The following is a 23,402-nucleotide window of genomic DNA, read 5'->3' as shown; positions in this document are numbered from 1 at the left end:
AGTTCCTGCGACCTCGCGAAAGGTGCGCCCCTCAGGTGCGGGGTTGTGCGGGAACGGCCGGTTTTTGTCGGTGGTGCAATCAAGTACTCCGGCGGCGTTGCCCGAGGTGTAGACCAGAAATATCGATGTGCGGAACTCATGCCGTTCGTATTGGTTAACAGCGATGGACCCGACGAAAAACCTTGGAGGCGGCTAGGTGATATTAGCCGTCTCCGCTTTTCCGACAGGCCCTTCATGAGCGAGAGGCGCCGCGCAGCGACGCCGGATTTTCCTTAAGATTTTGCGCTTGACCCCGCTGGTATATGGCCAACAGGTCGAGATTATGCGGTTCAAGTAGAGGGTATACCGACCGTCGAGTTCGATTCGGGCGCTTTCGTGGGCGATGTTTCGCTTGGCGGTCCGGGAGAAGGCGGGGCCACGGTCGGGGTGCTCGGATCTGTGGCTGGCGCTGGTTTTGGTCCGCCGAGCGACATGATAACGCGCACCCCAAGAGCGATCACATTCGGCGTCCCGGACGATAGCGACGGATCAAATATGTACTGGAAATCCGGCTGTATGGAAATGAGGCTCGAAACCTTGATCTGATAAGTCGTCTCGATACTCGTTTCCGCACGCGCCACATGCGTCGCGACCCTTGCTGCATCCGAATTCCACGCCCGCGCCACAGCAATGCCGAAGCCGTCCGCGGGCCGCCCCGCAACGAGGCCCTTGAACATAATCCCGGTTCCGACATAAGCGCGCACCTGTTGAACTGAGCCGCGGGCGAAACCTACGCGTAGCCAGCCATTAACGCCCTTCCAGAATTCTCCCTCTATCTCTCCGTAAGCTCCCTGGCTGCGGGCTCGGCCAGTCGCATCCAGCGTTGGTGCAGGCTCGCTATATCGCCATGCGCCAATCGCTACATGAGTGGTGTCGTTCGGGCGATAATCCAGTTCGCCGATGGAAAGGGTTCCATCCTTCTGGGCAAGGCGCGCCACCACAAAGGCTCTGGGGCGGGCGGGGTCACCCGCTACGCCATCAAGAAGAGCGTAGCGGACTGCCCATTTCTTCGACGGAGCAACGTTTATCCTCACCCCGAATGCTGACACCGGGTAAACGGATGGCCCATTTACACCGCTCCTGGCGAGTTCAGCGCCGACACCATGCGAGGAATTGAGAAAGAGGCCTGTCGCGGAGATTGAATCGAGGTCAGTGTTGAGGTCCATCAACCCGAGTTTCACCGCGACGCTGCGATCCTCGTTGCCGAATTTTTTTTCAGCCCAAGCCTCGAACAACCGCGTTATCGGTAACGCGTCGATCGCGTCGGCGATCTGGATGTCGCGAATGCGTTTGCTAAGGCTCTCGCCCGCGACATGGAGCACCTGGGCATGGAGGCTAAGCCCGGCCAGCCCGAGGCGATCTGTACTGAAGGTGCCCGATATCTGGACCTTGACCAGCACGACAGGTGTCTGATCTGCGCCTTGGAGAATCGTCCAGCCGTCCAGAGTATTGCGTGCGGCGAAAGCCGCCAGCGGCGGGCGGTCATCGGCGCAGGCCGAATTCGGGGCCAAGGCCACGACGGCCAGCAGACCGACTCCGCGCAGGCTGGTACGGCCGACCACCGCATCAAGCCGAGAGGGCAGTGAAATATGTTATTCCCGGCGCAGGCTGCCCGTTTTTCTGACACTCTGACACGAGCTCATCCTCGCGTGCGTTCAAACCCTCCTGCCCCGGGGGGCGGGCCACAGTCGTTGCGAGAGCGTAACCTGAGTTTGCTTCGGCGTGGCGATCGTGACCCGTTGCTCACGCGCCATGACGCTCTCCTTCAAGCCCGCAACCGCCTGTCGCGACGTTCGTTCCGGGGAGGGGCGTGAGATTCGTGCAAACTTGATTGAGATCAGTGTGATTTAGAGGGGGTTTTAGCAACCACCTCTTTGCGAAGGTGTTCCACATATAGAATCCAGCCGGGATGGTGTGATCCCAGAGCGTCACGAGCTCGCTGGGTTAAAGCGAATTGCGTGAACAACGTAAGAATTGTTGAGGAGGCTGCTGGAGCAGAACTACACCCGCATTTTCCATTCACTTGAATATCACATCTTCATTTTTGCAGAATGATATGCAAGATGATGGCGCGGAAAATTGTCAAAAATTTGCGGAGTTTTGCAATAATATTTTACTAATTTTGATTTGTACGAAATAATATGTGATATATTTTTTAATTGTAACATCAACCTTGCTTCATGAAATGTATCTAGGTGGAACATTATTTGCGGAACGGTGTTTCGATCTCATGCTGAAAATGAGGTGAGTTCCATGAGATTTTTTGCGGCAATTTTGACTTCGGCGGCCATTTCGGTTGGTGCGGCTGGTGCTCTATGCGCTCAAGACTCCCTGGCGCCCACGGCCAGCAATGGCGCAAGCGGAAACCCTGCGGTGAAGTCGAGCAATCACATGACGAATGAGCCCCTCGCCAGGGGGCATAATTCGTTCACCGAAGCTCAAGCGAAGGCGCGCATCGAGAAGGCTGGTTACAGCAGCGTCACCGACCTCGTGCTGGACAAAGAGGGGCTGTGGCAGGCTCGTGCGAGCCAGGCGGGCCACTCCGTCAACGTCGCCCTCGACTACAAGGGCAATGTGGCCACGCGATAATCGTTTCACTTCGTGACCGCTGGTCTGAATGAAAAGGAATTCCCATGAGCAAGATTATCACCCGACTGTTTGACACATTCGCTGATGCCGAACATGCCGTTATCGAACTTGAGCGCGCCGGGGTCCCCCACAGCGATATTAGCATTGTTGCCCACAACGATGATAAGCACCCCCATAGTCCTGCGCGCGTGCGGGAACCTCGCGATGATACTGCGGGTGAAGCAGCCGCTAAAGACGCTGGCGCAGGGGCCGCGATCGGAGGGACGGTCGGTGCAGCAGGGGGTGTCCTTGCGGGTTTGGGCTTGCTTGCGATTCCCGGTCTGGGCCCCGTCATCGCGGCGGGTTGGCTGGCGTCGGCCGCCACCGCCGCGATTGTGGGCGGGGCCGTCGCAGGCGCGGCTGGCGGCATCATTGGCGCGCTCACCAATGCAGGCGTTAGCCAGGAAGAAGCGGATGTCTATGCGGAGGGGGTACGTCGGGGTGGAACTTTGGTAAGCGCGAAGGTCGCTGATGACCAAATTGCCGCTGCTGAAGCGGTGCTCGACAATGTGCGTTTTGTTGACCCGGCTGCTCGTGGCGATGCTTATCGGGCCGATGGCTGGGCACGATTTGATGGCCAAGCGCCTCCTTATACGCAGGCTGAGGTGCAGGCGGAGCGAGTACGCTGGGAGCGATAGGAAGATGGGGCCGTGGCGTGCTGCGGCCCCGCTTCACGGGGGCGCGTTGGCACTATTCCGCATGAGGATTTTCGACGCGTGATGATAAATCAGGCCAATGCGCGAGTGGTTGCTTCGGTGCCCCGAGGGCGCGCCAACCGTGGGCCGAGTTCGTGCGACGAGTATCAACATAGAATAACAAAAATTCGTAATTTTATTTGTTTTCGGACGTCTTGCAGGTTCGGTTCTTGCTACCCTGTTGCGTCGCCCGTGCGGCCGCGTCGATCAAATTTATTCCAGTTTGCGCTGCCGCCTCGCTTGTCATTGTAACCGCGACACCATCAGGGCCGTCCAAGAAGACATAACCGTTCTCAGCCGTGGCAATCCCGGCCTCGGCTTGTGGCTTCGGTGTGCGGGTATCCTCAAGCATAGGGATAAACCTTTCGATGCGCGGCGATCCACGTCGGGATCGCAGCTTGAATAGAAAAATCACGATCGAACTGAGGCTCGATCCGTGGTGCGAGTGTGGCGCGCCTTAAAACCAGCGGACCCAACGAACGCTTCTGACACCTAGTTCCAATGCCGGCGCCGTTATGAAGGGTGTTTGTCCGAATGAATTTCCTTCCAGGGTAGGCAGCAGCTAAGCTCCATGGAATGTCGGTCGAGCCTATCGAACAGCTCGTCTCAATTTGCCTCACGATCGGAACACACCGCCAGGACGCCGGTTCTGAACTTATTCGGGAGATTGGTAGGAGAGTATTTGTGGCGTCCTCACATCCCAGCGTGAATTATCATCGTTCGCACGCTGCGGCGCACGAAACCGCGGCGCACCATCATCGCGAAGCTGCGCATCATCACGACCATGGCAGGCGTGATGACGCAAAGGCGCGTGCTTTAACTGCCTAAGCATGCAGTAAAACGGGCTGAAAACTCGGTAAAAGCTAATGAATATTCGATGAAGTAGGAAAAGCGCAGCGCGCGCCCCGACGGGAGGACGCGGCTTTTCAAAAAAGGAAGAGGGAGATCATAGCCGGTACGCTGCGCGTCGCGCACGCGCCCGGATACCTCTCGGAGCATTCCCGCAGTCTGGAATTTTCAGCCGATCCCCTTTTGCAGTCCGCGCAAGAGCACTCCGTTTCGAGGTTGAACGAGAATGGTGAGTGGACGCAATTTTGTCATTTATGCGGCGCTTTCGGGCAACCTGGCGATAGCATTAACCAAGGGTGCCGCCGCCGCGATAAGCGGCAGTTCGTCGATGCTCACGGAGAGTATTCACTCACTTGTCGATACGACCAATCAGGGGCTTCTGCTTTACGGATTGCGACGTTCGAAGCGGCCAGCGGATGTGATCCACCCGTTTGGTTATGGTCGTGAGCTCTATTTCTGGAGCTTCGTTGTTGCATTGATGATTTTCGCCGGTGGAGCTGCGGCATCGCTTTTTGAAGGAATTGTTCATTTCAGACAGCCGGAACCCATCACGAAACCGGGAATAAACTTCCTCGTATTGGGGGTGGCTTTCCTGTTCGAAGGAGCGTCGTGGACGATCGCATTGCGCGAATTTCGGCGCACGACGAGAGGAGAGGGTTGGTGGCGAGCGCTCCGTCGCAGCAAGGATCCCGCCACTTTCGTCGTATTGTTCGAAGACAGTGCGGCTCTGATTGGGATCATTATTGCCGCGACCGCGATCGGCACCGCATTGTGGACTGGCGACGCGCGTTGTGACGGCGTTGGTTCTATTCTTATTGGCGTCCTGTTGGGCGCTGTGGCTTTGTTGCTGGCGCGAGAGAGCAAGGGACTACTGATCGGTGAGCGCGCGAGACCTGAGTTAAGCGAATCGATTGCGGCGATTGCTCGCGTGGAACCGGGTGTTTGCAAGGTGAATGAGGTGCTTACCGTTCATCTTGCTCCCGAGCAGGTAATGGCGACGGTCAGTCTCGATTTCGATGACGCGCTCGATACCAGGAAAATCGAGCGCGCCGTCGCGAATATCGAGACGAGAGCGAAGGCGCGACATGGCGAGGTCACCAGGGTTTTTATTCGGCCGCAATCGGCGCAGACGATTTCCTGATTGCGCCGCGAGAAGGGATTTGGAGTATAAGCCGTTGGACAATTACGCTGAATGGATCGCTCCCTGCGCGACGATGATCGCGGCGATGATGACAGCAGCCAATCTCGGTTCGCGTGTCACCGGTTGGGGATTTGCTGTCTTTACACTGGGATCTGTCTGCTGGTCGATCGTGGGAATTCATTCAGGGCAGATCAATTTGATCGCGACCAACAGCTTTTTGACGATCGTGAACCTGTTCGGGGGCTGGCGCTGGCTCGGGCGACAGCGGGCCTATGAGGACGGAGGAAGGTCCGCCAAAAAAGCTAGCCGCCGTTCCGCAGCACCTGCGCTATTTACCGCCACCGGCGTCACCGAAATGATCGTGGAAGATAACCTCGGTAACCGGATCGGCAAAGCCGTCGAGGTGTTGATTGAATGCGCCTCCGGAAGGATCAGCTACGTCGTCGTCGCGTCGGGCGGTCTGGGCGGCGTGGCGGAAGAGCTGCGCGCCGTGCCCGGCTATCAGGTCAATTTTGGTCGTGATCGCATGGCGATCCGTTTGACGGGGCGCGAATTCTTGCGCTTGGGACAACTCGAGAACGGGGATTGGCCCGCAAAAGCAGCGCCATTGCAGGGGGCGCAAGTTCGATCCTCACCCCGCCGGTTATAATAAGCATAGGAGAATATTATTTTTTCAGCGGTTTTTCCGTAAGCGGCGGGCGTCGATCAGAACGTCGATCGCGCCCCGATATGTCGCTTATTACCCCGGTTTGCTCCCTTCGGGGCACGGGCTGGGCACGGTGGGCACACGCGTGCGGCCAGTCAGGGGTGACCTCGTCCGCAATCCTCGATTCCGATATAGTGATCGCCGCTCATCCGTCATGCCGCGGGCGCGTCGACCGCGCCCGGCATACGCTCCGGGACGCCGGATCAAGCGGTAGCTTCCCATCTGATCGCGATGCGCTAACAGGAGCTTCGCGAAGTGCTGATCTGCGGCTCTCGCCCGATGACGGTGCGGAGGATGATAGCGGACGTGTTCGCGGCATATCTGACCAAGCCCAAACCGCCCAATTCGACTGACGTAGTGCGGATTGGGGCGATGAGTGAGCGGTCAATGACCGCGAAGGGGTTCGCTACCTTGCCTGCGGGGTGGATGAATAAGTAAGCGCGCTGCTATCCAAGATGAGAATACGCAGGCCATGGAACGGTTACACGAATGGGGCGCTTGGACGGCGCCAAGCGACAGAAACCTGGCGGCTGGCCTTCATGGCCGCCTATTTTTGCTTACCCGGTTTGCTCGGCTGTCAATCGCGTCGGCTTTGGTGGTGCCAAATTCGGTTATGCTCGCGGCGGCGATGCCGCATGAAGGCCGCGATACCGCCAAACACCATAAGGGCAAGTAGCGTCAAAAGGGTGTAAGCAACTTCGAGACGCATGACTATACTCCGCACGATTGCGCACGCGCAAAACGATTCACCATTTTGGTTATTGATCAAGGACCAGAAGGTATGGGGATAGACGGGCAGAGATGAATAGCCGATGAGGTGCACGGGGAAGAGGGGATAATCGCGCTTCAGCCATATTGTGCTAAAACGGGACGCCTCTGAGCGGTTACAATTAGAGTCGGGCGAGTTCGTCATTGTCTCGCGCAGACGTTCGCGGCGATACGACCTGATACTTTGGACGGTCTCTATGCCTGCGCAGGAACGCAATGATATCGTCGCGTGGTCAAACGAGCCGTTCGATGTCGCATGATATTGAGCTGCCCCCTTTCAGGTGGACCATCGAGTATGATGGAAATCACGAGGAAAGGGACGTTACATGCCGTCGAAGAAGCACAAGCCCGAGGAGATTATCGGGAAGCTGCGTGAGGTCGAGATCGTGTTGGGCCAGGGCGGGACGACCGCCGAGGGATGCCGGCGGATCGGGGTTACGGAGCAGACCTACTATAGGTGGCGCAAGGAATATGGCGGCCTGAAGACCGATCAGGCGCGGCGGATGAAGGATTTGGAGAAGGAGAACCAGCGGCTGCGGCGGGCGATTTCGGATCTGACGCTGGACAAGCTGATCCTGCAGGAAGCTGCACGGGGAAACTTCTGAGCCCCGCGCGGCGTCGGCGCTGCATCGATCAATTACGACGAGATCTGGCAGTCCGTGTGTCCGAGCGACGGATATGCCGGGTGCTGGGGCAGCATCGATCGACGCAGCGCAAGGTGCCGCGTGGGGCGGATGACGAACAGGCGCTTACGGAGGACATCATCGCATTGGCGAAGCAATATGGTCGCTATGGCTACCGCCGGGTGACGGCGTTGCTGTGCCATGCAGGATGGACCGTGAACCATAAACGGGTCGAGCGGATATGGCGTCGTGAGGGGCTGAAGGTTCCGCTGCGCCAGCCAAAGCGGGGACGCCTGTGGCTCAACGACGGATCGTGCATCCGCCTGCGGCCCGAATATCCAGGGCATGTATGGGCCTATGACTTTGTCGAAGGGCGCACGCATGACGGCCGCAAGTTCCGCATCCTGACCATCATCGACGAGGCCAGCAGGGAGTGCATGGCGCTCATCGTGGCGCGTCAGCTCAAGCACGAGGATGTTCTGGCAGCCTTGGCCGACCTGTTCATCTCGCGCGGCCCTCCGGCACATATACGATCCGATAATGGCAGCGAATTTATCGCGACCGCTGTCCAGAAGTGGCTGGGTCAGATCGGCGTGAAGACGCTCTACATCACCCCGGGATCACCGTGGGAGAATGGATATAACGAAAGCTTCAACGGGTCGCTTCGCGACGAACTGCTCAATGGCGAGATATTCTACAGCCTCGCCGAGGCCAGGGTGCTGATCGAAGCCTGGCGGCGGTATTACAACACCGTCCGCCCGCATAGCAGCCTGGGTTATCGACCACCGGCCCCGGAAACAGCGACACCGCCATATCCGGCCTCCGGTTCCGCTTCGCTCCACCTCCGTCCGGATATGGCGGCGATGGGCCTAATCCACTAACAAACCAAGCGGTCCACTCGGTGGGGGCAGATCAAGCGCAGCACGCGGTTTGATCGCGCGAATCTGTGTGGTCGTGAGCACGGGCCACGCCCTTTCGCGTTGTTCGTGGTCCCGCGTTTTCTGCCTCTTTTGGGTGCGACTTCATCGAACTTAGCGGGACGCCGACATGCCCCTTATGCAGCAGAAATCTGCGATTTTTAGCGCTATTCTCGGGATGGAATGTGCGCTTACAGGATTCCGCTTTGTCAAATAAATATTTGTTATTTCTGCCGTTTATGACGCACCAGATTTTCGTGATCTCGTCGTGGTCCACTGCAAAAAGCGGTCCGCTTTTTTCGGCATCGAACCAACGCCGGGGGTGGCGGACTCGAATTGCCAAAAGAACAGATTCGAGGGATGGAATTTCGGCAAATGGCCGATTGCTGACCGACGGGTTTCAGGTAACGAGGCCATGAGACTTGCCGTTCGGGGGGATTTCAAGTTCGAACCTCGTCACCTGACCGAGATCGATGACCGCGTCGGCCAGCCATCGTCACAACTCCAATCTCTTGGTGTTGCGACGACCGGTTGAATCCGCCCAATACGCGTTTGGGATCTATCGAGCATTGCTTGCCGCCCACGACATGGTCGGTTCGATGAGCCGGCGCGGAAACCCATACGAGAATGCCAAGGCGGAGAGCTTCATAAAGACGCTGAAGTTCGAGGAACAATATACCCGGCTCATAGTCATATCAGCAGCCTGATCCCTGTCCGGCATCAGGGGCCACTCCAAAAAACCGGTCAAAAATTGAACCGGACTCCCGCATTAATGGCAAAGCTCTTCAACCGCGACCCGTCATCCAGATTGCCGACCAGGAAGCCCGTGACGCGTCCCTCAGCGGCGTTAGCCATGATGCCGGCGGAATAGCGCATCGCATTTTTCCAGGTCACCGTATCAACCGAGAAACTGGTCACCGGAGCGCCGAAAGCGAATGTCGAACTATTGCCGCGTGACCAGTTTTCCAGCCGCGCCGCGCTTACGAAAGGTTCAATAATCGTGCCCGATTCGCTGGCGGCGCGATATGCCAGTCGCAGGCCGGCCTGACCGATCGAAGTCTTGTCATTACCCGGCGTATAAGTGCTAATCGCATCGATCTGCAGCGGATCGATACCGGTGTCGGCATAACGGAAGGATGCGAATGGCGTCGCAGCGAAGCCGGTCTGGCCGCCGATCCGGTAGGAGGCGCGAACCGACGCCGCCGTGGCGTCGCCGTTGGTCTTTTGCAGGGCCGAGGAAGAGCCGAACAACGTCGGCATGGCGATCTTGAAATGCCGCCATTCCTTGCGAACCGTGCCCTCGATCATGAAAACGCCGTTGCCAGCGACAATATAACCGCCGGCGAAAGGCGTCTCGACCTTGAGCTGCCCGGAGTCGACGATCGGCGCCTGACCGTCATACCACCCCCCCATCGCACCGACGTTGAGGTTCCAGGCACTCCCGCCGACATTCAGAATTCCGAGATCAGCACCGATCTGCATCGATTGATGATTGGTCCGCACGCTGGCGGTCGAGGCGGATGCAATGCCCCCCCCGCTGATCGTCGAATCGATCCGTTGCGTGGTGTGGCCGCTGGTACCACGCATCCACAGGCTGAACCTCTTGTCGTTCGACGCGGGATTGGCGCGGTTGGTGATGTATGGACTGATCGGTTCATCGAGCAACGCGGAAGCAGCTTCGGCGATATAGGTCAGCGCCCCCAGCGCCGCCGAGGCGGGGTTGACCGTCTGGATGATCCCGAACTCGGTATTGCTGGTCGGGCTTTGTCCGAAACTTTCGAGGACAAATCCGGTCCTGATCACGTTATTGCCGGAGAAGGCGTTCGGGGCAGCCCCTGCGGTGACGGTGATTACGGGGATGAAGCCGCCCGCGATAAACGATTCCGCGCCGACGCGATTGATGGTGACGCCGGTGCTGCCGGTGGCGCTGCCGCCGATGATTATGCGATCCGCGCTGTTGGTAAGCGTACTGTAATCGATCAGGATCTGGCCACCGCCAACATAATTGCCCGCGATCGTGATGACGTTGGTCGTCAGATTGTTCTGGGCGTTGATGACGCCGGTGCTGGTCATCGCGCCATTGGTTGTGAAGGATCCCGCACCAACCAAATTGATGCGCCCGCTATTCGTCGTGCCGCCGAGGATCGTCACAGCGCCCGCCGCGCCGATGTTGGCGACACCCGCATTGGACATGCTCCCCGAAAAATTAGAGCTGCCCGATCCAAAATTCATCGTGCTTCCAGCGGCGTTGCTCATCGTCGAGGTCGCGACATTCGACCCCGTCACATTGACCGCGCCATTCAGCGTGCCGGTATTGGTCAGCGTAAAGCCGCTGTTGTTCACCGTCGCCTGCACCGCATTGGTACCACCCGTGATCGTACCGGAATTGTTGATCGCGCCGGTTCCGGTCCCGGTCGACGCGATCCTCACTCCGGAAACGGTGCCGGTAATCAGCCCCGCATTATCGACCCTGAGCGCACCGTCGACGGTCGCAAGGTCGACGCCGATGTCAGGGTCTATCTTACCGGTCGCGGCTACCTGAACATTGATGTTGCCCGAGGTGGATGTGGCACGAACCCCGGCATTCCCCGCGCCGCTCGCATTCACCTCTCCCGCAACCGTGATGGTGGTCGCCCCGGTGGAAGTGCCGCTGTCGGTACGGATGCCGAATCCGTTGCTCGCGCCGATCACCGATCCCGCGCCTTGCGCGACGCGAATCGTTCCGGCACCGCCTCCCTGCAACGTCGCCAGGATGCCAGTCCCGCTAGCGGTCGCGATGCCGGCATTTGCGTTGATCACGATACTACCCGCGCCCCTGACATTGCCGACGATGCCGGTGCTCGCGGCGGACACATTGCCATTGGTTGTGATCGTCGCGAGGCCGTCGGTGGATTGAGCAACGATACCGTTGGTAGCGCCGGAAACATTGCCGCCAGTGGTCACCGTCACGTTGCCCGATCCATTGCCAGTCGCGTTGATACCCTCGGCCAAGGTGCCGGTGACCGTAGCGGTGGTGGTGACATTGGTCGCGCCGAGCCCGGTGTTGGTCGCCTCGATCCCGGTGGTGCCCGCGACATTGCCGGCGGCGACCGTAATCACGCCGGGCGCGCCAGCCTTGGTCTGCCGCGCGATAATCGCGGTGTTGCCGGTCGAACCGACATCGCCCGCGTTCACGGTCACGCCAGCACCGGTCGCCAGCGCGAAGATGCCGTTGCCGGTGGTCGCGGTGACCGGGCCGACCGTGGTCACGCTCGTCGCGCCCGTTCCGAAGTTCTCCGCATCGACCCCGAACCGCGCGTCGATCGCGCCGTTGGCGGTGACACTGACCGCGCCGCTCGCGCCGCCCGGGAACACCGCACCGACCAGCCCGGCGTTGCCCGCCTTGACGTCACCGTTCGCCACCAGCGTGACATTGCCGGTCAGCGACTGCGTCTGAACGTCGATCCCGTCCTTGCCCGCCGCCAGCGCGGTCACCGCACCGGTGGTGACGCTGATGTCGCCACCCGCCGCCGTGTCGCGCACCGTGACCCCTTCGCCGCTCGCCGAGCTGCTCGCCCCGGCGATGGCGACCGTGACCTTGCCCGTGCCGTTGTTCTGGATCGTCGCGGCATTGCCGCTCCCGCCGACGAACCCGCCGGCGCCGCTCACGTTGATGTCGCCGCCGGTGGTGGTCAGCGACAGCCCGGCGGTCGCGCCGGTCACGATATTGCCGACCTTGATCGTCATCGCACCATTGCCGGTCGCGTTGATGCCTTCCGCCAAGGTGCCGGTGACCGTGCCGGTGGTGGTGACGTTGGTCGCGCCGAGCCCGGTGTTGGTCGCCTCGATCCCGGTGGTGCCCGCGACATTGCCGGCGGCGACCGTAATCACGCCGGGCGCGCCAGCCTTGGTCTGCCGCGCGATAATCGCGGTGTTGCCGGTCGAACCGACATCGCCCGCGTTCACGGTCACGCCAGCACCGGTCGCCAGCGCGAAGATGCCGTTGCCGGTGGTCGCGGTGACTGGACCGACCGTGGTCACGCTCGTCGCGCCCGTTCCGAAGTTCTCCGCATCGACCCCGAACCGCGCGTCGATCGCGCCGTTGGCGGTGACACTGATCGCGCCGCTCGCGCCGCCCGGGAACACCGCACCGACCAGCCCGGCGTTGCCCGCCTTGACGTCACCGTTCGCCACCAGCGTGACATTGCCGGTCAGCGACTGCGTCTGAACGTCGATCCCGTCCTTGCCCGCCGCCAGCGCGGTCACCGCACCGGTGGTGACGCTGATGTCGCCACCCGCCGCCGTGTCGCGCACCGTGACCCCTTCGCCGCTCGCCGAGCTGCTCGCCCCGGCGATGGCGACCGTGACCTTGCCCGTGCCGTTGTTCTGGATCGTCGCGGCATTGCCGCTCCCGCCGACGAACCCGCCGGCGCCGCTCACGTTGATGTCGCCGCCGGTGGTGGTCAGCGACAGCCCGGCGGTCGCGCCGGTCACGATATTGCCGACCTTGATCGTCATCGCACCATTGCCGGTCGCGTTGATGCCTTCCGCCAAGGTGCCGGTGACCGTGCCGGTGGTGGTGACGTTGGTCGCGCCGAGCCCGGTGTTGGTCGCCTCGATCCCGGTGGTGCCCGCGACATTGCCGGCGGCGACCGTAATCACGCCGGGCGCGCCAGCCTTGGTCTGCCGCGCGATAATCGCGGTGTTGCCGGTCGAACCGACATCGCCCGCGTTCACGGTCACGCCAGCACCGGTCGCCAGCGCGAAGATGCCGTTGCCGGTGGTCGCGGTGACCGGGCCGACCGTGGTCACGCTCGTCGCGCCCGTTCCGAAGTTCTCCGCATCGACCCCGAACCGCGCGTCGATCGCGCCGTTGGCGGTGACACTGACCGCGCCGCTCGCGCCGCCCGGGAACACCGCACCGACCAGCCCGGCGTTGCCCGCCTTGACGTCACCGTTCGCCACCAGCGTGACATTGCCGGTCAGCGACTGCGTCTGAACGTCGATCCCGTCCTTGCCCGCCGCCAGCGCGGTCACCGCACCGGTGGTGACGCTGATGTCGCCACCCGCCGCCGTGTCGCGCACCGTGACCCCTTCGCCGCTCGCCGAGCTGCTCGCCCCGGCGATGGCGACCGTGACCTTGCCCGTGCCGTTGTTCTGGATCGTCGCGGCATTGCCGCTCCCGCCGACGAACCCGCCGGCGCCGCTCACGTTGATGTCGCCGCCGGTGGTGGTCAGCGACAGCCCGGCGGTCGCGCCGGTCACGATATTGCCGACCTTGATCGTCATCGCACCATTGCCGGTCGCGTTGATGCCTTCCGCCAAGGTGCCGGTGACCGTGCCGGTGGTGGTGACGTTGGTCGCGCCGAGCCCGGTGTTGGTCGCCTCGATCCCGGTGGTGCCCGCGACATTGCCGGCGGCGACCGTAATCACGCCGGGCGCGCCAGCCTTGGTCTGCCGCGCGATAATCGCGGTGTTGCCGGTCGAACCGACATCGCCCGCGTTCACGGTCACGCCAGCACCGGTCGCCAGCGCGAAGATGCCGTTGCCGGTGGTCGCGGTGACTGGACCGACCGTGGTCACGCTCGTCGCGCCCGTTCCGAAGTTCTCCGCATCGACCCCGAACCGCGCGTCGATCGCGCCGTTGGCGGTGACACTGATCGCGCCGCTCGCGCCGCCCGGGAACACCGCACCGACCAGCCCGGCGTTGCCCGCCTTGATGTCGCCATTCGCCACCAGCGTGACATTGCCGGTCAGCGACTGCGTCTGGACGTCGATCCCGTCCTTGCCCGCCGAAAGCGCGGTCACCGCGCCGGTCGTGACGCTGATGTCGCCACCCGCCGCCGTGTCGCGTACCACAATCCCTTCGCCTGACGCGGCAAGGACCGCACCGGGGACGGTGATATTGGTGGAGCCGGCACCAGTTCGCACGACGTCAAGAGCATTGCCGCTGCCGTTGTTGATAATGCCACCACCGGTATAGCTGGTCGCCCCGCCAGAGTTGATCGCCAACGCCGCAGTGCCGCCAGCTTGATCTGCCCCCACCGAGTGGACCGCTTGGTTTGTTAGTGGATTAGGCCCATCGCCGCCATATCCGGACGGAGGTGGAGCGAAGCGGAACCGGAGGCCGGATATGGCGGTGTCGCTGTTTCCGGGGCCGGTGGTCGATAACCCAGGCTGCTATGCGGGCGGACGGTGTTGTAATACCGCCGCCAGGCTTCGATCAGCACCCTGGCCTCGGCGAGGCTGTAGAATATCTCGCCATTGAGCAGTTCGTCGCGAAGCGACCCGTTGAAGCTTTCGTTATATCCATTCTCCCACGGTGATCCCGGGGTGATGTAGAGCGTCTTCACGCCGATCTGACCCAGCCACTTCTGGACAGCGGTCGCGATAAATTCGCTGCCATTATCGGATCGTATATGTGCCGGAGGGCCGCGCGAGATGAACAGGTCGGCCAAGGCTGCCAGAACATCCTCGTGCTTGAGCTGACGCGCCACGATGAGCGCCATGCACTCCCTGCTGGCCTCGTCGATGATGGTCAGGATGCGGAACTTGCGGCCGTCATGCGTGCGCCCTTCGACAAAGTCATAGGCCCATACATGCCCTGGATATTCGGGCCGCAGGCGGATGCACGATCCGTCGTTGAGCCACAGGCGTCCCCGCTTTGGCTGGCGCAGCGGAACCTTCAGCCCCTCACGACGCCATATCCGCTCGACCCGTTTATGGTTCACGGTCCATCCTGCATGGCACAGCAACGCCGTCACCCGGCGGTAGCCATAGCGACCATATTGCTTCGCCAATGCGATGATGTCCTCCGTAAGCGCCTGTTCGTCATCCGCCCCACGCGGCACCTTGCGCTGCGTCGATCGATGCTGCCCCAGCACCCGGCATATCCGTCGCTCGGACACACGGACTGCCAGATCTCGTCGTAATTGATCGATGCAGCGCCGACGCCGCGCGGGGCTCAGAAGTTTCCCCGTGCAGCTTCCTGCAGGATCAGCTTGTCCAGCGTCAGATCCGAAATCGCCCGCCGCAGCCGCTGGTTCTCCTTCTCCAAATCCTTCATCCGCCGCGCCTGATCGGTCTTCAGGCCGCCATATTCCTTGCGCCACCTATAGTAGGTCTGCTCCGTAACCCCGATCCGCCGGCATCCCTCGGCGGTCGTCCCGCCCTGGCCCAACACGATCTCGACCTCACGCAGCTTCCCGATAATCTCCTCGGGCTTGTGCTTCTTCGACGGCATGTAACGTCCCTTTCCTCGTGATTTCCATCATACTCGATGGTCCACCTGAAAGGGGGCAGCTCACAGGTCTATCCGTTCGGTGACGGTACGATCTATCACGTGTTCACCGCGCCGGGACAGGTGACCGACATCGCATTGCAGCCGGGCGAGGCGCTCGGCGCGGTGGCGGCTGGTGACACCGTGCGCTGGGTGATCGGCGACACCACCAGCGGCAACGGCGATACCAAGCGCACCCATGTGCTGGTGAAGCCGTTTGTCGCTGGGCTCTCCACCAATATCGTCATCACCACCGATCGGCGGACTTATCATCTCGCGCTGACGAGCACCGAGCGCACCGCGATGGCGGCGCTGTCCTGGACCTATCCGCAGGATACGCTAATCGCATTGAAACGGGCGCAGGAAACGGAACAGGTTGCACAGCCTGTTGCCGCCGGGATCGCGGTGGATCGGCTGCATTTTGGTTATACGGTCACCGGTGACAAGCCAGTCTGGCGGCCGTTGCGTGCGTTCGACGACGGGCGGCAGACCTTTATCGAGTTCCCGGCGAGTCTTGGCGTGGGCGAGGCGCCCCCGCTGTTTCTTGTCGATGGGAAGGGGACGGCCAGTCTCGTCAATTATCGGGTGCAGGGGCGCTTCTATGTCGTCGACCGGTTGTTCGACGTGGCCGAGCTGCGGCTTGGCCTCAAACGCCAGGATGTGGTGCGGATCAGCCGGGTCGGCGAGGTCGATAGTCGCCGGAGTGGGTCGTGACCGAGGCCATAGTGCCGCAGGCGGCCAAGCTTGATCCAGAAACGCTCGCGATCCGCACTCGGCCGCCGCGCGCGATCCGGTTCAAACGCGGTGTGATCATTGCCGTCGCCGCGATCGGATCGGTGAGCCTAGTCGCGGTAACCTGGATGGCGCTGTCGCCGCGGTTGATCCACCGCGCCGCAACGCAGGAGGAGCTATCGCAACCAGGCGCCGGTCCGGCGAGCGATGCGCTGAACGGCGCGCCCGCCAGCTACGGCGATGTCCCCCGGCTCGGGGCCCCGCTGCCCGGCGATCTTGGGAAACCGATCCTCGAGCATCAGCAATCGATGATGTCGGCCGTCGATCCAACCGAACAGCAGCTCCGGCAGGCACAGGCTACCGAGCGCGAACGCCAACTTGCCGAGTTGAAGGCCGCGCGCGAGTCGGGGGTGGTAGTGCAAGCGCGGCAGGCGTTCGCGGCAGGGGATGCGGGGCCAGCGACTCCGGCCGATACAGCTGCTTCGGCACCAGCGGATGCAGCGAAGCTGGGGCTCGACCCAACCGGCGATCCCAACGCGCAGGGGCGAAAGGCGGAGTTCGTCGGTGCGCTCGATCCGCGTGGTGACGTGAACCCGCACCGGCTGAACCCGTTGTCATCACCCTATACACTGTCGGCTGGTAGTGTGATTTCCGCGAGCCTGATCACCGGGATCCGATCCGATCTGCCGGGGCTGGTCACCGCGCAGGTGACGGAAAACACCTATGACAGCACCACCGGGCGGATTCTGCTCGTGCCGCAGGGCGCACGGCTGATCGGTACCTATGACAGCGTGGTGGCGTTCGGCCAGAAGCGCGCGCTGGTCGTCTGGCAGCGGCTCATCATGCCCAACGGCAGCTCGCTGCGGATCGACAATGTGCCGGCGACCGATGCTTCAGGTTATGCCGGTCTTGCCGACAAGGTCGATTTCCACACCTGGCAGCTGTTGAAGGGGGTTGCGCTCTCGACATTGCTTGGGGTCAGTTCGCAGCTCGCGCTCTCCGGACAAAGCGATCTCGTACAAGCAATCCGCATGTCGACGCAGGACAGCGTCGCGCGCGCGGGGGATCAGATCACCCAGCGGAATCTCGGTATCCAGCCGACAATCTCGATCCGGCCCGGCACGCCGGTCAGGCTCGTCGTGCATCGGGATCTCATCCTCGCTGGCTCGGAGGTGCGTTGACATGGTCGATATCAAACTTGGCAAGTTACCCGATCGCACGCTGCTCAAGCTGACAATCGGCATTCATCCGGACCTCAACCATTCGCTTGGTCGCTACGCGGCGTTTTACAACGCCACCTACCGACAGGAAGAAGCGGTCGCCGAATTGATACCGGCTATCGTGAGCGCATTCCTTGAAAGCGACAGGGCATTCATACGCTGGTGCCGGGAAGCGACCGATCGAAATGAATAGCCACCTCGATCGGTTCGCACCGCATCACGTCGATCCGAAAGCAGACTTCATTACGACCGACGAGTTCGCGCGCCTTGCCCGGCTGTCCCGAAGGCAGATCGATCGACTGCGGAAGTGTCGACCTTCGGGTTTCCCGCGCGAATATGAGCTTGGAAGCGGGACGTGCAAATTCCGGCGCTGCCCGCGCTTCAGGCGTTCTGAGGTTGATGCCTGGCTCGATTCGCGCGCACTTTGGTAGACCAATACACGCGAGTCGGGCGGGACATTGGATAGCTGGTCAGACGGCAACGGTATCTGCGGCTGAGCGACACATTAGCGCATCGGCGACACCGCCCTTTATGGCGATGCCCATGAGAAAGCGTTCCCATGCAAGAAAGCCGGCGGCGCGCGCTTCGAGCTCCTCGTTCTTGTTGTAGATGCCCCTTACGCCGGTGCGCTTGTGATTGAGCATCAGTTCCGAAACGTCATCCTTGATGCCGACGCGGCTTGAGTTCGTTTTGAAGGTTCGCCGAAAATCGTGGAAATGCCACCGCGCTATCGGATGTCCGGCGAGTTGCTCCATCCGGGCGTGAAGCCGATCCCGAACCTGGAACCAGCCAAAAAATTGCGGACCGTCGAGCCGTGAGGAGGGGAAAAGCCACTCGCGATTGGTCTGCGCCATTCTCCTGCCCCAGGGGCCCAGGGCAACGATATTCTCCTTGCCGGTCTTGGATCGTTCGATGGGTAACGTCCAAATCCCTTCCACGAACTCGCAGGAGGAGGCGCCGAACAGCTCGTTTCTGCGCGCCGCCGTCAGGAGAAGGAGGAGAATGCCCCTTCGATAAAACAGGGTTTCTTTGGTCAACGCCTGGAATAGCCAGCCAAGCTCTTGCTCATCGAGGAAACGCGTGTTCGCCTTGGGACCGGTCGAGAACCAGGTTGCGATAAGAGTGGGAGCGGGGTGTTCCATCCGTTCGATTCCGGCCATTCTCCCCTCGCGGCCGCAACACCATCTGAGGAAGCAGGCAAGCTCGCCGGCCATTTTGTTGGCGCGATCTTTCGAGGCGTTCGCCTTGTCGTACACCGCGTTCCAGCATTCGTCCTCGGTGAGTTGATAGAGGTTCGTGTTGCCGAGCCGCGGGCCGATATCGCGGCTGTAGATGGATTTTTTGTCGGCGATCGTTCGCGGCTTCACGGCGCGCCGGTCACCGCGAATCACCGCGGCCATATAGAGCTCGTGCGCGGCATGAACGGTCATCGCGAGGCGCGCATCTTCAGCACGCTTGAGCTCGCGAGGGTCTTCGCCGCGTTCGATTGAGGCGTTGAGGCCTGCTGCCCAGTTACGCGCGTCGCCGATCGAATAAGTCGGAAAGGCGCCCAAAGATTCGCGCACAGTCTTCGCCGTCCCCGCCACGCGGCGGCGGAATGACCAGAGCTTGCGTCCGGTTGGCATCGCCTCGATTTTGAGGCCCGGAGTACGAGAATCTCGAAGGATTCCAGACGTTAGACGCTCGATCGCGGCCGGCGTCAGATCCAGAACAGCCATATCAACCTCGTCATCACGAGGCGATGAAATCAGTACACAAATCCATACACAAGCAGTGTCCAACTGGGTCGAATTCGGTCGAATTCAGGCCATCAGCCGGCATGTGGTCGTGAACGAATCTGACCCCGAATCACCCCTCGAAGCCGTCGAAAAACGGCGGAAATGCGGGGTTTCTGTCGATTCGTGGAATGGTAGCGGAGGAGGGACTTGAACCCCCGACACGCGGATTATGATTCCGCTGCTCTAACCAGCTGAGCTACTCCGCCCCAAAGGCGTTTTCGCCGAAGCGAGGGGGCCTATTAGCAGTGCCGCCGGAGCGGTCAAGCGCGCAGTTCGTCCTTCGCGTCGATGGGGGCGCCGAACAGATCATGTTCGTCGGCATCCTCGATCGTTACCGGCACGATATCGCCAATCGAAAGGTGGCCCGCGTCGCGCAGATGCACTTCGCCGTCGATATCCGGCGCGTCGGCATAGGAGCGGCCGGTGGCGCCATCTTCGCCCACCGCGTCGATGATCACGTCGAGCGTGCGACCGATCTTGGCCTGTAGCTTCGCGGCGGAGATGGCGGCGGTTTTCTCCATGACGCGGGCGTAGCGCTCTTCCTTCACCTCTTCGGGTACGTGATCCGGGAGTGCATTGGCAGCGGCCCCCTCGACCGGCTCGAAGCGAAACGCGCCCACACGATCGAGCTGGGCCTCGTCCAGCCAGTCAAGCAGATACTTGAAATCATCCTCGGTCTCGCCGGGGAAGCCGACGACGAAGGTCGAGCGGATCGCGATATCGGGGCAGATCTCGCGCCAGGCGCGGATGCGCTCCAGCACCTTGGCCTCGTTCGCCGGGCGTTTCATCGCCTTGAGCACCGCGCGGCTGGCGTGCTGGAACGGGATGTCGAGATAGGGGAGCACGAGGCCGTCCGCCATCAGCGGGATCACCTGATCGACGTGCGGATAGGGATAGACGTAGTGCAGCCGCACCCACGGCGCGATCCGGCCGAGCTCGCGGGCCAGATCGGTCATGTGCGCGCGGGCCTCGCCGCCGTGCCACGGCCACGACTTGTGGCGCAGGTCGACGCCGTAGGCGGAGGTGTCCTGGCTGATGACCAGCAATTCCTTGGTGCCCGCCGCGACCAGCTTCTCGGCCTCGCGCAGGACCGCATCGGGCCGACGGCTGACGAGATCGCCGCGCAGCGAGGGGATGATGCAGAAGGCGCAGCGGTGGTTGCAGCCCTCCGAAATCTTCAGATAGCTGTAATGGCGCGGGGTGAGCTTCAGCCCGGCGTCGGGGATGAGATCGACATAGGGCGAGATATGCTGGCCGGCGCGGCCTCATGCACCGCCTCGACGACCTGCTCGTACTGATGCGCGCCGGTGATCGCGAGCACGTCGGGGAAGCGCGCGCGGATCACCTCGGCTTCCTTGCCCATGCAGCCGGTGACGATGACGCGGCCGTTTTCCGCGATCGCCTCGCCGATCGCCTCGAGGCTTTCCTCCTTGGCCGAATCGAGAAAGCCGCAGGTGTTGACCAGCACGACATCGGCCCCGGCATAGTCGGGCGACATCTGATAGCCGTCGGCGCGCAGCTGGGTGAGGATGCGCTCGCTGTCGACGAGGTTCTTGGGACAGCCGAGCGAGACCATGCCCACGCGGGGCGGGGAGGGGAGTTTGGTAGCCATAGGGAAGCGCGCCACATAGCGATTCGCGCGCGCTTTTACCAGTATGCCGCTAATCCGGGCTGAGCTTGCCGAAACCACGCTCCTGCCCCTACGCTTTTTTACCAGAAACCGGGGTCGGCGAAGCGAAAATGAACTACGAGCTTTTATGCCATCCAGACACGCCGACCGCGAAAATTCTTGGCGTGTCGGTACAGATCAACGCGAATGATCGCGAATATTGGCTAGAATTTTATGTAAGATACGAGGGGAAAATCGCGCTTCCGGCGATGGGAGAGCCCCGGCGCGCAGACGGATTGTGGAAGAGAACCTGCTTTGAAGTTTTTCTAAAATCGATAGGCGATGGCCCATACGTCGAGTTTAATCTTTCTCCGTCATTTGAGTGGGCAGCTTATTCGTTCGACAGCTATCGCAGCGGAATGCGCGAGCTCGCGCTCGAATTTGCCCCCGAAATCTCGATTACTCCCGATACCCCCGGCCATTTCTGGCTGGCTGCGGAGCTGGATATTTCCGCGATCGGTGTGCGCAAAGCGGCAATGAATCTCACTGCCGTGATCGAGGATGATGAGGGAGGAAAATCCTATTGGGCGCTGGCTCATGCTCCTGGCGCGCCGGATTTCCACAACCCGGATTGCTTTGTCGCGCGGCTCGCGGCACCGGAGCGGCCATGAAATTCGGGATCGATCGCCTGCTCGCCGATGCGAGCCTCCGGAAGCCGCTGGAGGGGAAGCGCGTTGCGCATTGCTCGCGCATCCGGCCTCCGTCACGGCCGACCTTGACGCACAGCCTCGACGCGCTGGTCGCGGCGGGGGTGAATGATGAGCGCGGTGTTCGGGCCCGCAGCACGGCGTGCGCGGCGACCTTGCAGGACAATATGATGGAGTCGCCGGACTTCACCGATCCGACCTACGGGATGCCGGTGTTCAGCCTCTACGGCGAGGTGCGGCGGCCGACGGGGCAGGCGATGGGGACGTTCGACGTGCTGCTGGTCGATCTGCAGGACGTGGGGTGCCGCATCTACACCTTCGTCACGACCCTGCTCTACGTGCTGGAGGCGGCGGCGGCGCACGGCAAGGAAGTGTGGGTGCTCGATCGCCCCAATCCCGCCGGCCGCCCGGTCGAGGGGCTGGCCTTGCGCCCCGGCTGGGAGAGCTTCGTCGGCGCCGGGCCGATGCCGATGCGCCACGGCGTGACGCTTGGGCGAGATGGGGCGCTGGTTCGTCGATCACTTCCGCCTCGACGTGGCCTATCGCGTGGTCGAGATGGAGGGCTGGCGGCCGCGATGCGAAGCGCCGGGCTACGGCTGGCCGCGCGAGCGCGTGTGGATCAACCCCAGCCCCAATGCCGCCAACGTCAATATGGCGCGGGCCTATGCCGGCACGGTGATGCTGGAGGGCACGACGCTGAGCGAGGGGCGGGGGACGACGCGCCCGCTGGAACTGTTCGGCGCGCCCGATGTGGATGCGCGCGCGGTGATGCGCGGAGCTGCGCGCGCTGGCGCCGCGAGTGGCTGGCGGGCTGCACGCTGCGGGATATCTGGTTCCAGCCGACGTTCCACAAGCATGTCGGGGCAGCTTGTGCGCCGGGGTGTTCATCCACGCGGAGGGCGCGGCTTACGATCGATGCCGCCTTCCGCCCGTGGCGGCTGCAGGCGCTGGCGTTCAAGGCGATCCGGCGGCTGTGGCCCGGATTATCCGCTGTGGCGGGATTTCCCGTATGAATATGACTTCGGCAAGCTGGCGATCGACGTGATCAACGGCGGGCCTGGCGCTTGCGCGAATGGGTCGATGACGCGGCGGCGGTGGCCGGCGACCTCGACGCTGCTGACCGTACCGGACGAGCGGGCGTGGGAAGCCGAACGGACGCGCGTTCCTGCTGTATTGAGCTGGCTCTCTTCTGCTCCCCTCCCTTGAACAAGGAAGGGGTCGGGGGTGGGTTGGTGTGGGGGGCACCGCTGCGCTGGCCTCATACCCACCCACCCCCAGCCCCTCCCTTCACGAAGGAGGGGAGCAGGAAGTAAATCACCTCAGCGTTCGATCGTCACCGTCGAGGGGTGATGCTTGTCGAGGTGGCGCCTGATCGTCCGCAGGTTGAGCGTGTTCGAGCGATAGAAGAAGTCGGCCGCATCGCCGATCACCGGGCTGACCATGCCGAGCACGGCGTCGAACCCGACGCGCGCGCTCATCCGCGCGAGCTGGAAGCGGCTCATGCGCGAGGTTGCGCGCCTCCCAGACGATCCACGCGCCGAGCGCGGCGGCGAGGAGGTCGCCGACGACGGGGACGAGGCCGAGCAAGGCGTCGAGGCCGACGCGCCGGTTGATACCGGGCACGACGAACAGGCCTTCGAGCACCTTCTCCATCGCCTCGATCCGCTGGCGGATCGCGGGCGGGGTCGCGGCCGAAGCGGCAGGCGGTCGAGGAGGGCGGGGTCGATGCGGG

Annotated in this window: 16 protein-coding genes, 1 tRNA gene and 3 pseudogenes; 12 read left to right on the top strand and 8 right to left on the bottom strand. The window is 62.0% G+C overall.

Translation table 11 applies throughout. The features are described from left to right. Positions 1-329 precede the first annotated feature (329 nt). Positions 330-1,601: a carbohydrate porin gene (locus P0Y64_00555; GenBank protein ID WEK43382.1), complete on the bottom strand. Its 1,272-nt coding sequence runs from the start codon at positions 1,599-1,601 to the stop codon at positions 330-332. A gap of 691 nt (positions 1,602-2,292) precedes the next feature. Here P0Y64_00555 and P0Y64_00550 point away from each other — a divergent pair. Both P0Y64_00550 and P0Y64_00545 read left to right on the top strand, forming a co-directional pair. Continuing rightward, positions 2,293-2,628, top strand: coding sequence for a hypothetical protein (locus tag P0Y64_00550; protein WEK43381.1), 336 nt, complete (start codon positions 2,293-2,295; stop codon positions 2,626-2,628). A gap of 44 nt (positions 2,629-2,672) precedes the next feature. Continuing rightward, positions 2,673-3,305: a hypothetical protein gene (locus tag P0Y64_00545; protein ID WEK43380.1), complete on the top strand. Its 633-nt coding sequence runs from the start codon at positions 2,673-2,675 to the stop codon at positions 3,303-3,305. Between the two features lie 193 nt (positions 3,306-3,498). Here the strand turns inward: P0Y64_00545 and P0Y64_00540 are convergent, their stop codons facing one another. Further along, a complete protein-coding gene (locus P0Y64_00540; GenBank protein WEK43379.1) occupies positions 3,499-3,714 on the bottom strand; it encodes a hypothetical protein in 216 nt (71 codons plus the stop codon). Between the two features lie 723 nt (positions 3,715-4,437). Here P0Y64_00540 and P0Y64_00535 point away from each other — a divergent pair. The 4 genes from P0Y64_00535 (at position 4,438) to P0Y64_00520 (ending at position 9,073) form a co-directional block, all read left to right on the top strand. Then, positions 4,438-5,352 (top strand): cation diffusion facilitator family transporter, encoded by a 915-nt coding sequence (locus P0Y64_00535; GenBank protein ID WEK43378.1) that lies wholly within the window; start codon positions 4,438-4,440, stop codon positions 5,350-5,352. A gap of 73 nt (positions 5,353-5,425) precedes the next feature. Continuing rightward, a complete protein-coding gene (locus P0Y64_00530) occupies positions 5,426-6,001 on the top strand; it encodes a PRC-barrel domain-containing protein (protein WEK44918.1) in 576 nt (191 codons plus the stop codon). 1,151 nt (positions 6,002-7,152) lie between these two features. After that, positions 7,153-8,330 (top strand): IS3 family transposase gene (locus tag P0Y64_00525; GenBank protein ID WEK43377.1). Its coding sequence is split into 2 segments (ribosomal slippage): positions 7,153-7,417 and positions 7,417-8,330, totalling 1,179 coding nucleotides; the frame shifts between segments, so codons are not numbered across the junction. 509 nt (positions 8,331-8,839) lie between these two features. Further along, positions 8,840-9,073, top strand: a complete 234-nt coding sequence (locus P0Y64_00520) for a hypothetical protein (protein WEK45121.1) — start codon at positions 8,840-8,842, stop codon at positions 9,071-9,073. A gap of 37 nt (positions 9,074-9,110) precedes the next feature. On the opposite strand, the gene P0Y64_00515 is transcribed toward P0Y64_00520, so the two are convergent. Further along, positions 9,111-14,390, bottom strand: a complete 5,280-nt coding sequence (locus P0Y64_00515) for a hypothetical protein (GenBank protein ID WEK43376.1) — start codon at positions 14,388-14,390, stop codon at positions 9,111-9,113. Positions 14,391-14,410: 20 nt separating this feature from the next. Further along, a protein-coding gene (locus tag P0Y64_00510) for an IS3 family transposase (protein ID WEK43375.1) occupies positions 14,411-15,588 on the bottom strand; the annotation gives its coding sequence in 2 pieces (ribosomal slippage) (positions 14,411-15,324 and positions 15,324-15,588; 1,179 coding nt in all). Positions 15,589-15,624: 36 nt separating this feature from the next. Between P0Y64_00510 and trbG the strand changes: the two genes are divergently transcribed. Genes trbG through P0Y64_00495 form a run of 3 tightly spaced genes read left to right on the top strand, consistent with a single transcriptional unit; the run spans position 15,625 to position 17,769 of the window. Continuing rightward, entirely contained in the window at positions 15,625-16,338 is a 714-nt protein-coding gene (gene trbG, locus P0Y64_00505; GenBank protein WEK43374.1) for a P-type conjugative transfer protein TrbG, read from the top strand. Beyond that, positions 16,335-17,537: a TrbI/VirB10 family protein gene (locus P0Y64_00500; protein ID WEK43373.1), complete on the top strand. Its 1,203-nt coding sequence runs from the start codon at positions 16,335-16,337 to the stop codon at positions 17,535-17,537. The genes trbG and P0Y64_00500 overlap by 4 nt, the downstream gene beginning before the upstream one ends. Position 17,538: 1 nt before the next feature. Next, on the top strand, positions 17,539-17,769 hold the full coding sequence (locus P0Y64_00495; GenBank protein ID WEK43372.1) for a DUF2274 domain-containing protein: 231 nt from the start codon (positions 17,539-17,541) through the stop codon (positions 17,767-17,769). Positions 17,770-18,046: 277 nt separating this feature from the next. On the opposite strand, the gene P0Y64_00490 is transcribed toward P0Y64_00495, so the two are convergent. From P0Y64_00490 to rimO, 3 genes and pseudogenes are all read right to left on the bottom strand, one after another. Further along, complete coding sequence (locus tag P0Y64_00490; GenBank protein ID WEK43371.1) at positions 18,047-19,294, bottom strand: integrase arm-type DNA-binding domain-containing protein; 1,248 nt, start codon at positions 19,292-19,294, stop codon at positions 18,047-18,049. Between the two features lie 189 nt (positions 19,295-19,483). After that, positions 19,484-19,560: transfer RNA gene (locus tag P0Y64_00485), tRNA-Met, on the bottom strand. A gap of 54 nt (positions 19,561-19,614) precedes the next feature. Continuing rightward, positions 19,615-20,966, bottom strand: a pseudogene (gene rimO, locus P0Y64_00480) (30S ribosomal protein S12 methylthiotransferase RimO). Positions 20,967-21,094: 128 nt separating this feature from the next. Between rimO and P0Y64_00475 the strand changes: the two are divergent. The 3 genes and pseudogenes from P0Y64_00475 (at position 21,095) to P0Y64_00465 (ending at position 22,876) form a co-directional block, all read left to right on the top strand. Next, a complete protein-coding gene (locus P0Y64_00475) occupies positions 21,095-21,634 on the top strand; it encodes a DOMON-like domain-containing protein (GenBank protein WEK43370.1) in 540 nt (179 codons plus the stop codon). Beyond that, a pseudogene (locus tag P0Y64_00470) lies at positions 21,631-22,107 on the top strand (DUF1343 domain-containing protein). Before P0Y64_00475 ends, P0Y64_00470 begins: the two are co-directional and overlap by 4 nt. Before the next feature lie 61 nt (positions 22,108-22,168). Beyond that, positions 22,169-22,876 carry a DUF1343 domain-containing protein gene (locus P0Y64_00465; protein WEK44917.1) on the top strand — a complete coding sequence of 236 codons (708 nt, stop codon included), beginning with the start codon at positions 22,169-22,171 and terminating at the stop codon, positions 22,874-22,876. A 113-nt stretch (positions 22,877-22,989) separates the two neighbouring features. Here the strand turns inward: P0Y64_00465 and P0Y64_00460 are convergent. Next, positions 22,990-23,344 (bottom strand): annotated as a pseudogene (locus P0Y64_00460) (DUF4112 domain-containing protein). Between the last annotated feature and the right edge of the window lie 58 nt (positions 23,345-23,402).

This window comes from Candidatus Sphingomonas colombiensis (assembly GCA_029202845.1).
GTDB classification, from domain to species: Bacteria; Pseudomonadota; Alphaproteobacteria; order Sphingomonadales; family Sphingomonadaceae; genus Sphingomonas; species Sphingomonas colombiensis.
This window is presented reverse-complemented; position numbering and strand designations above follow the sequence as displayed.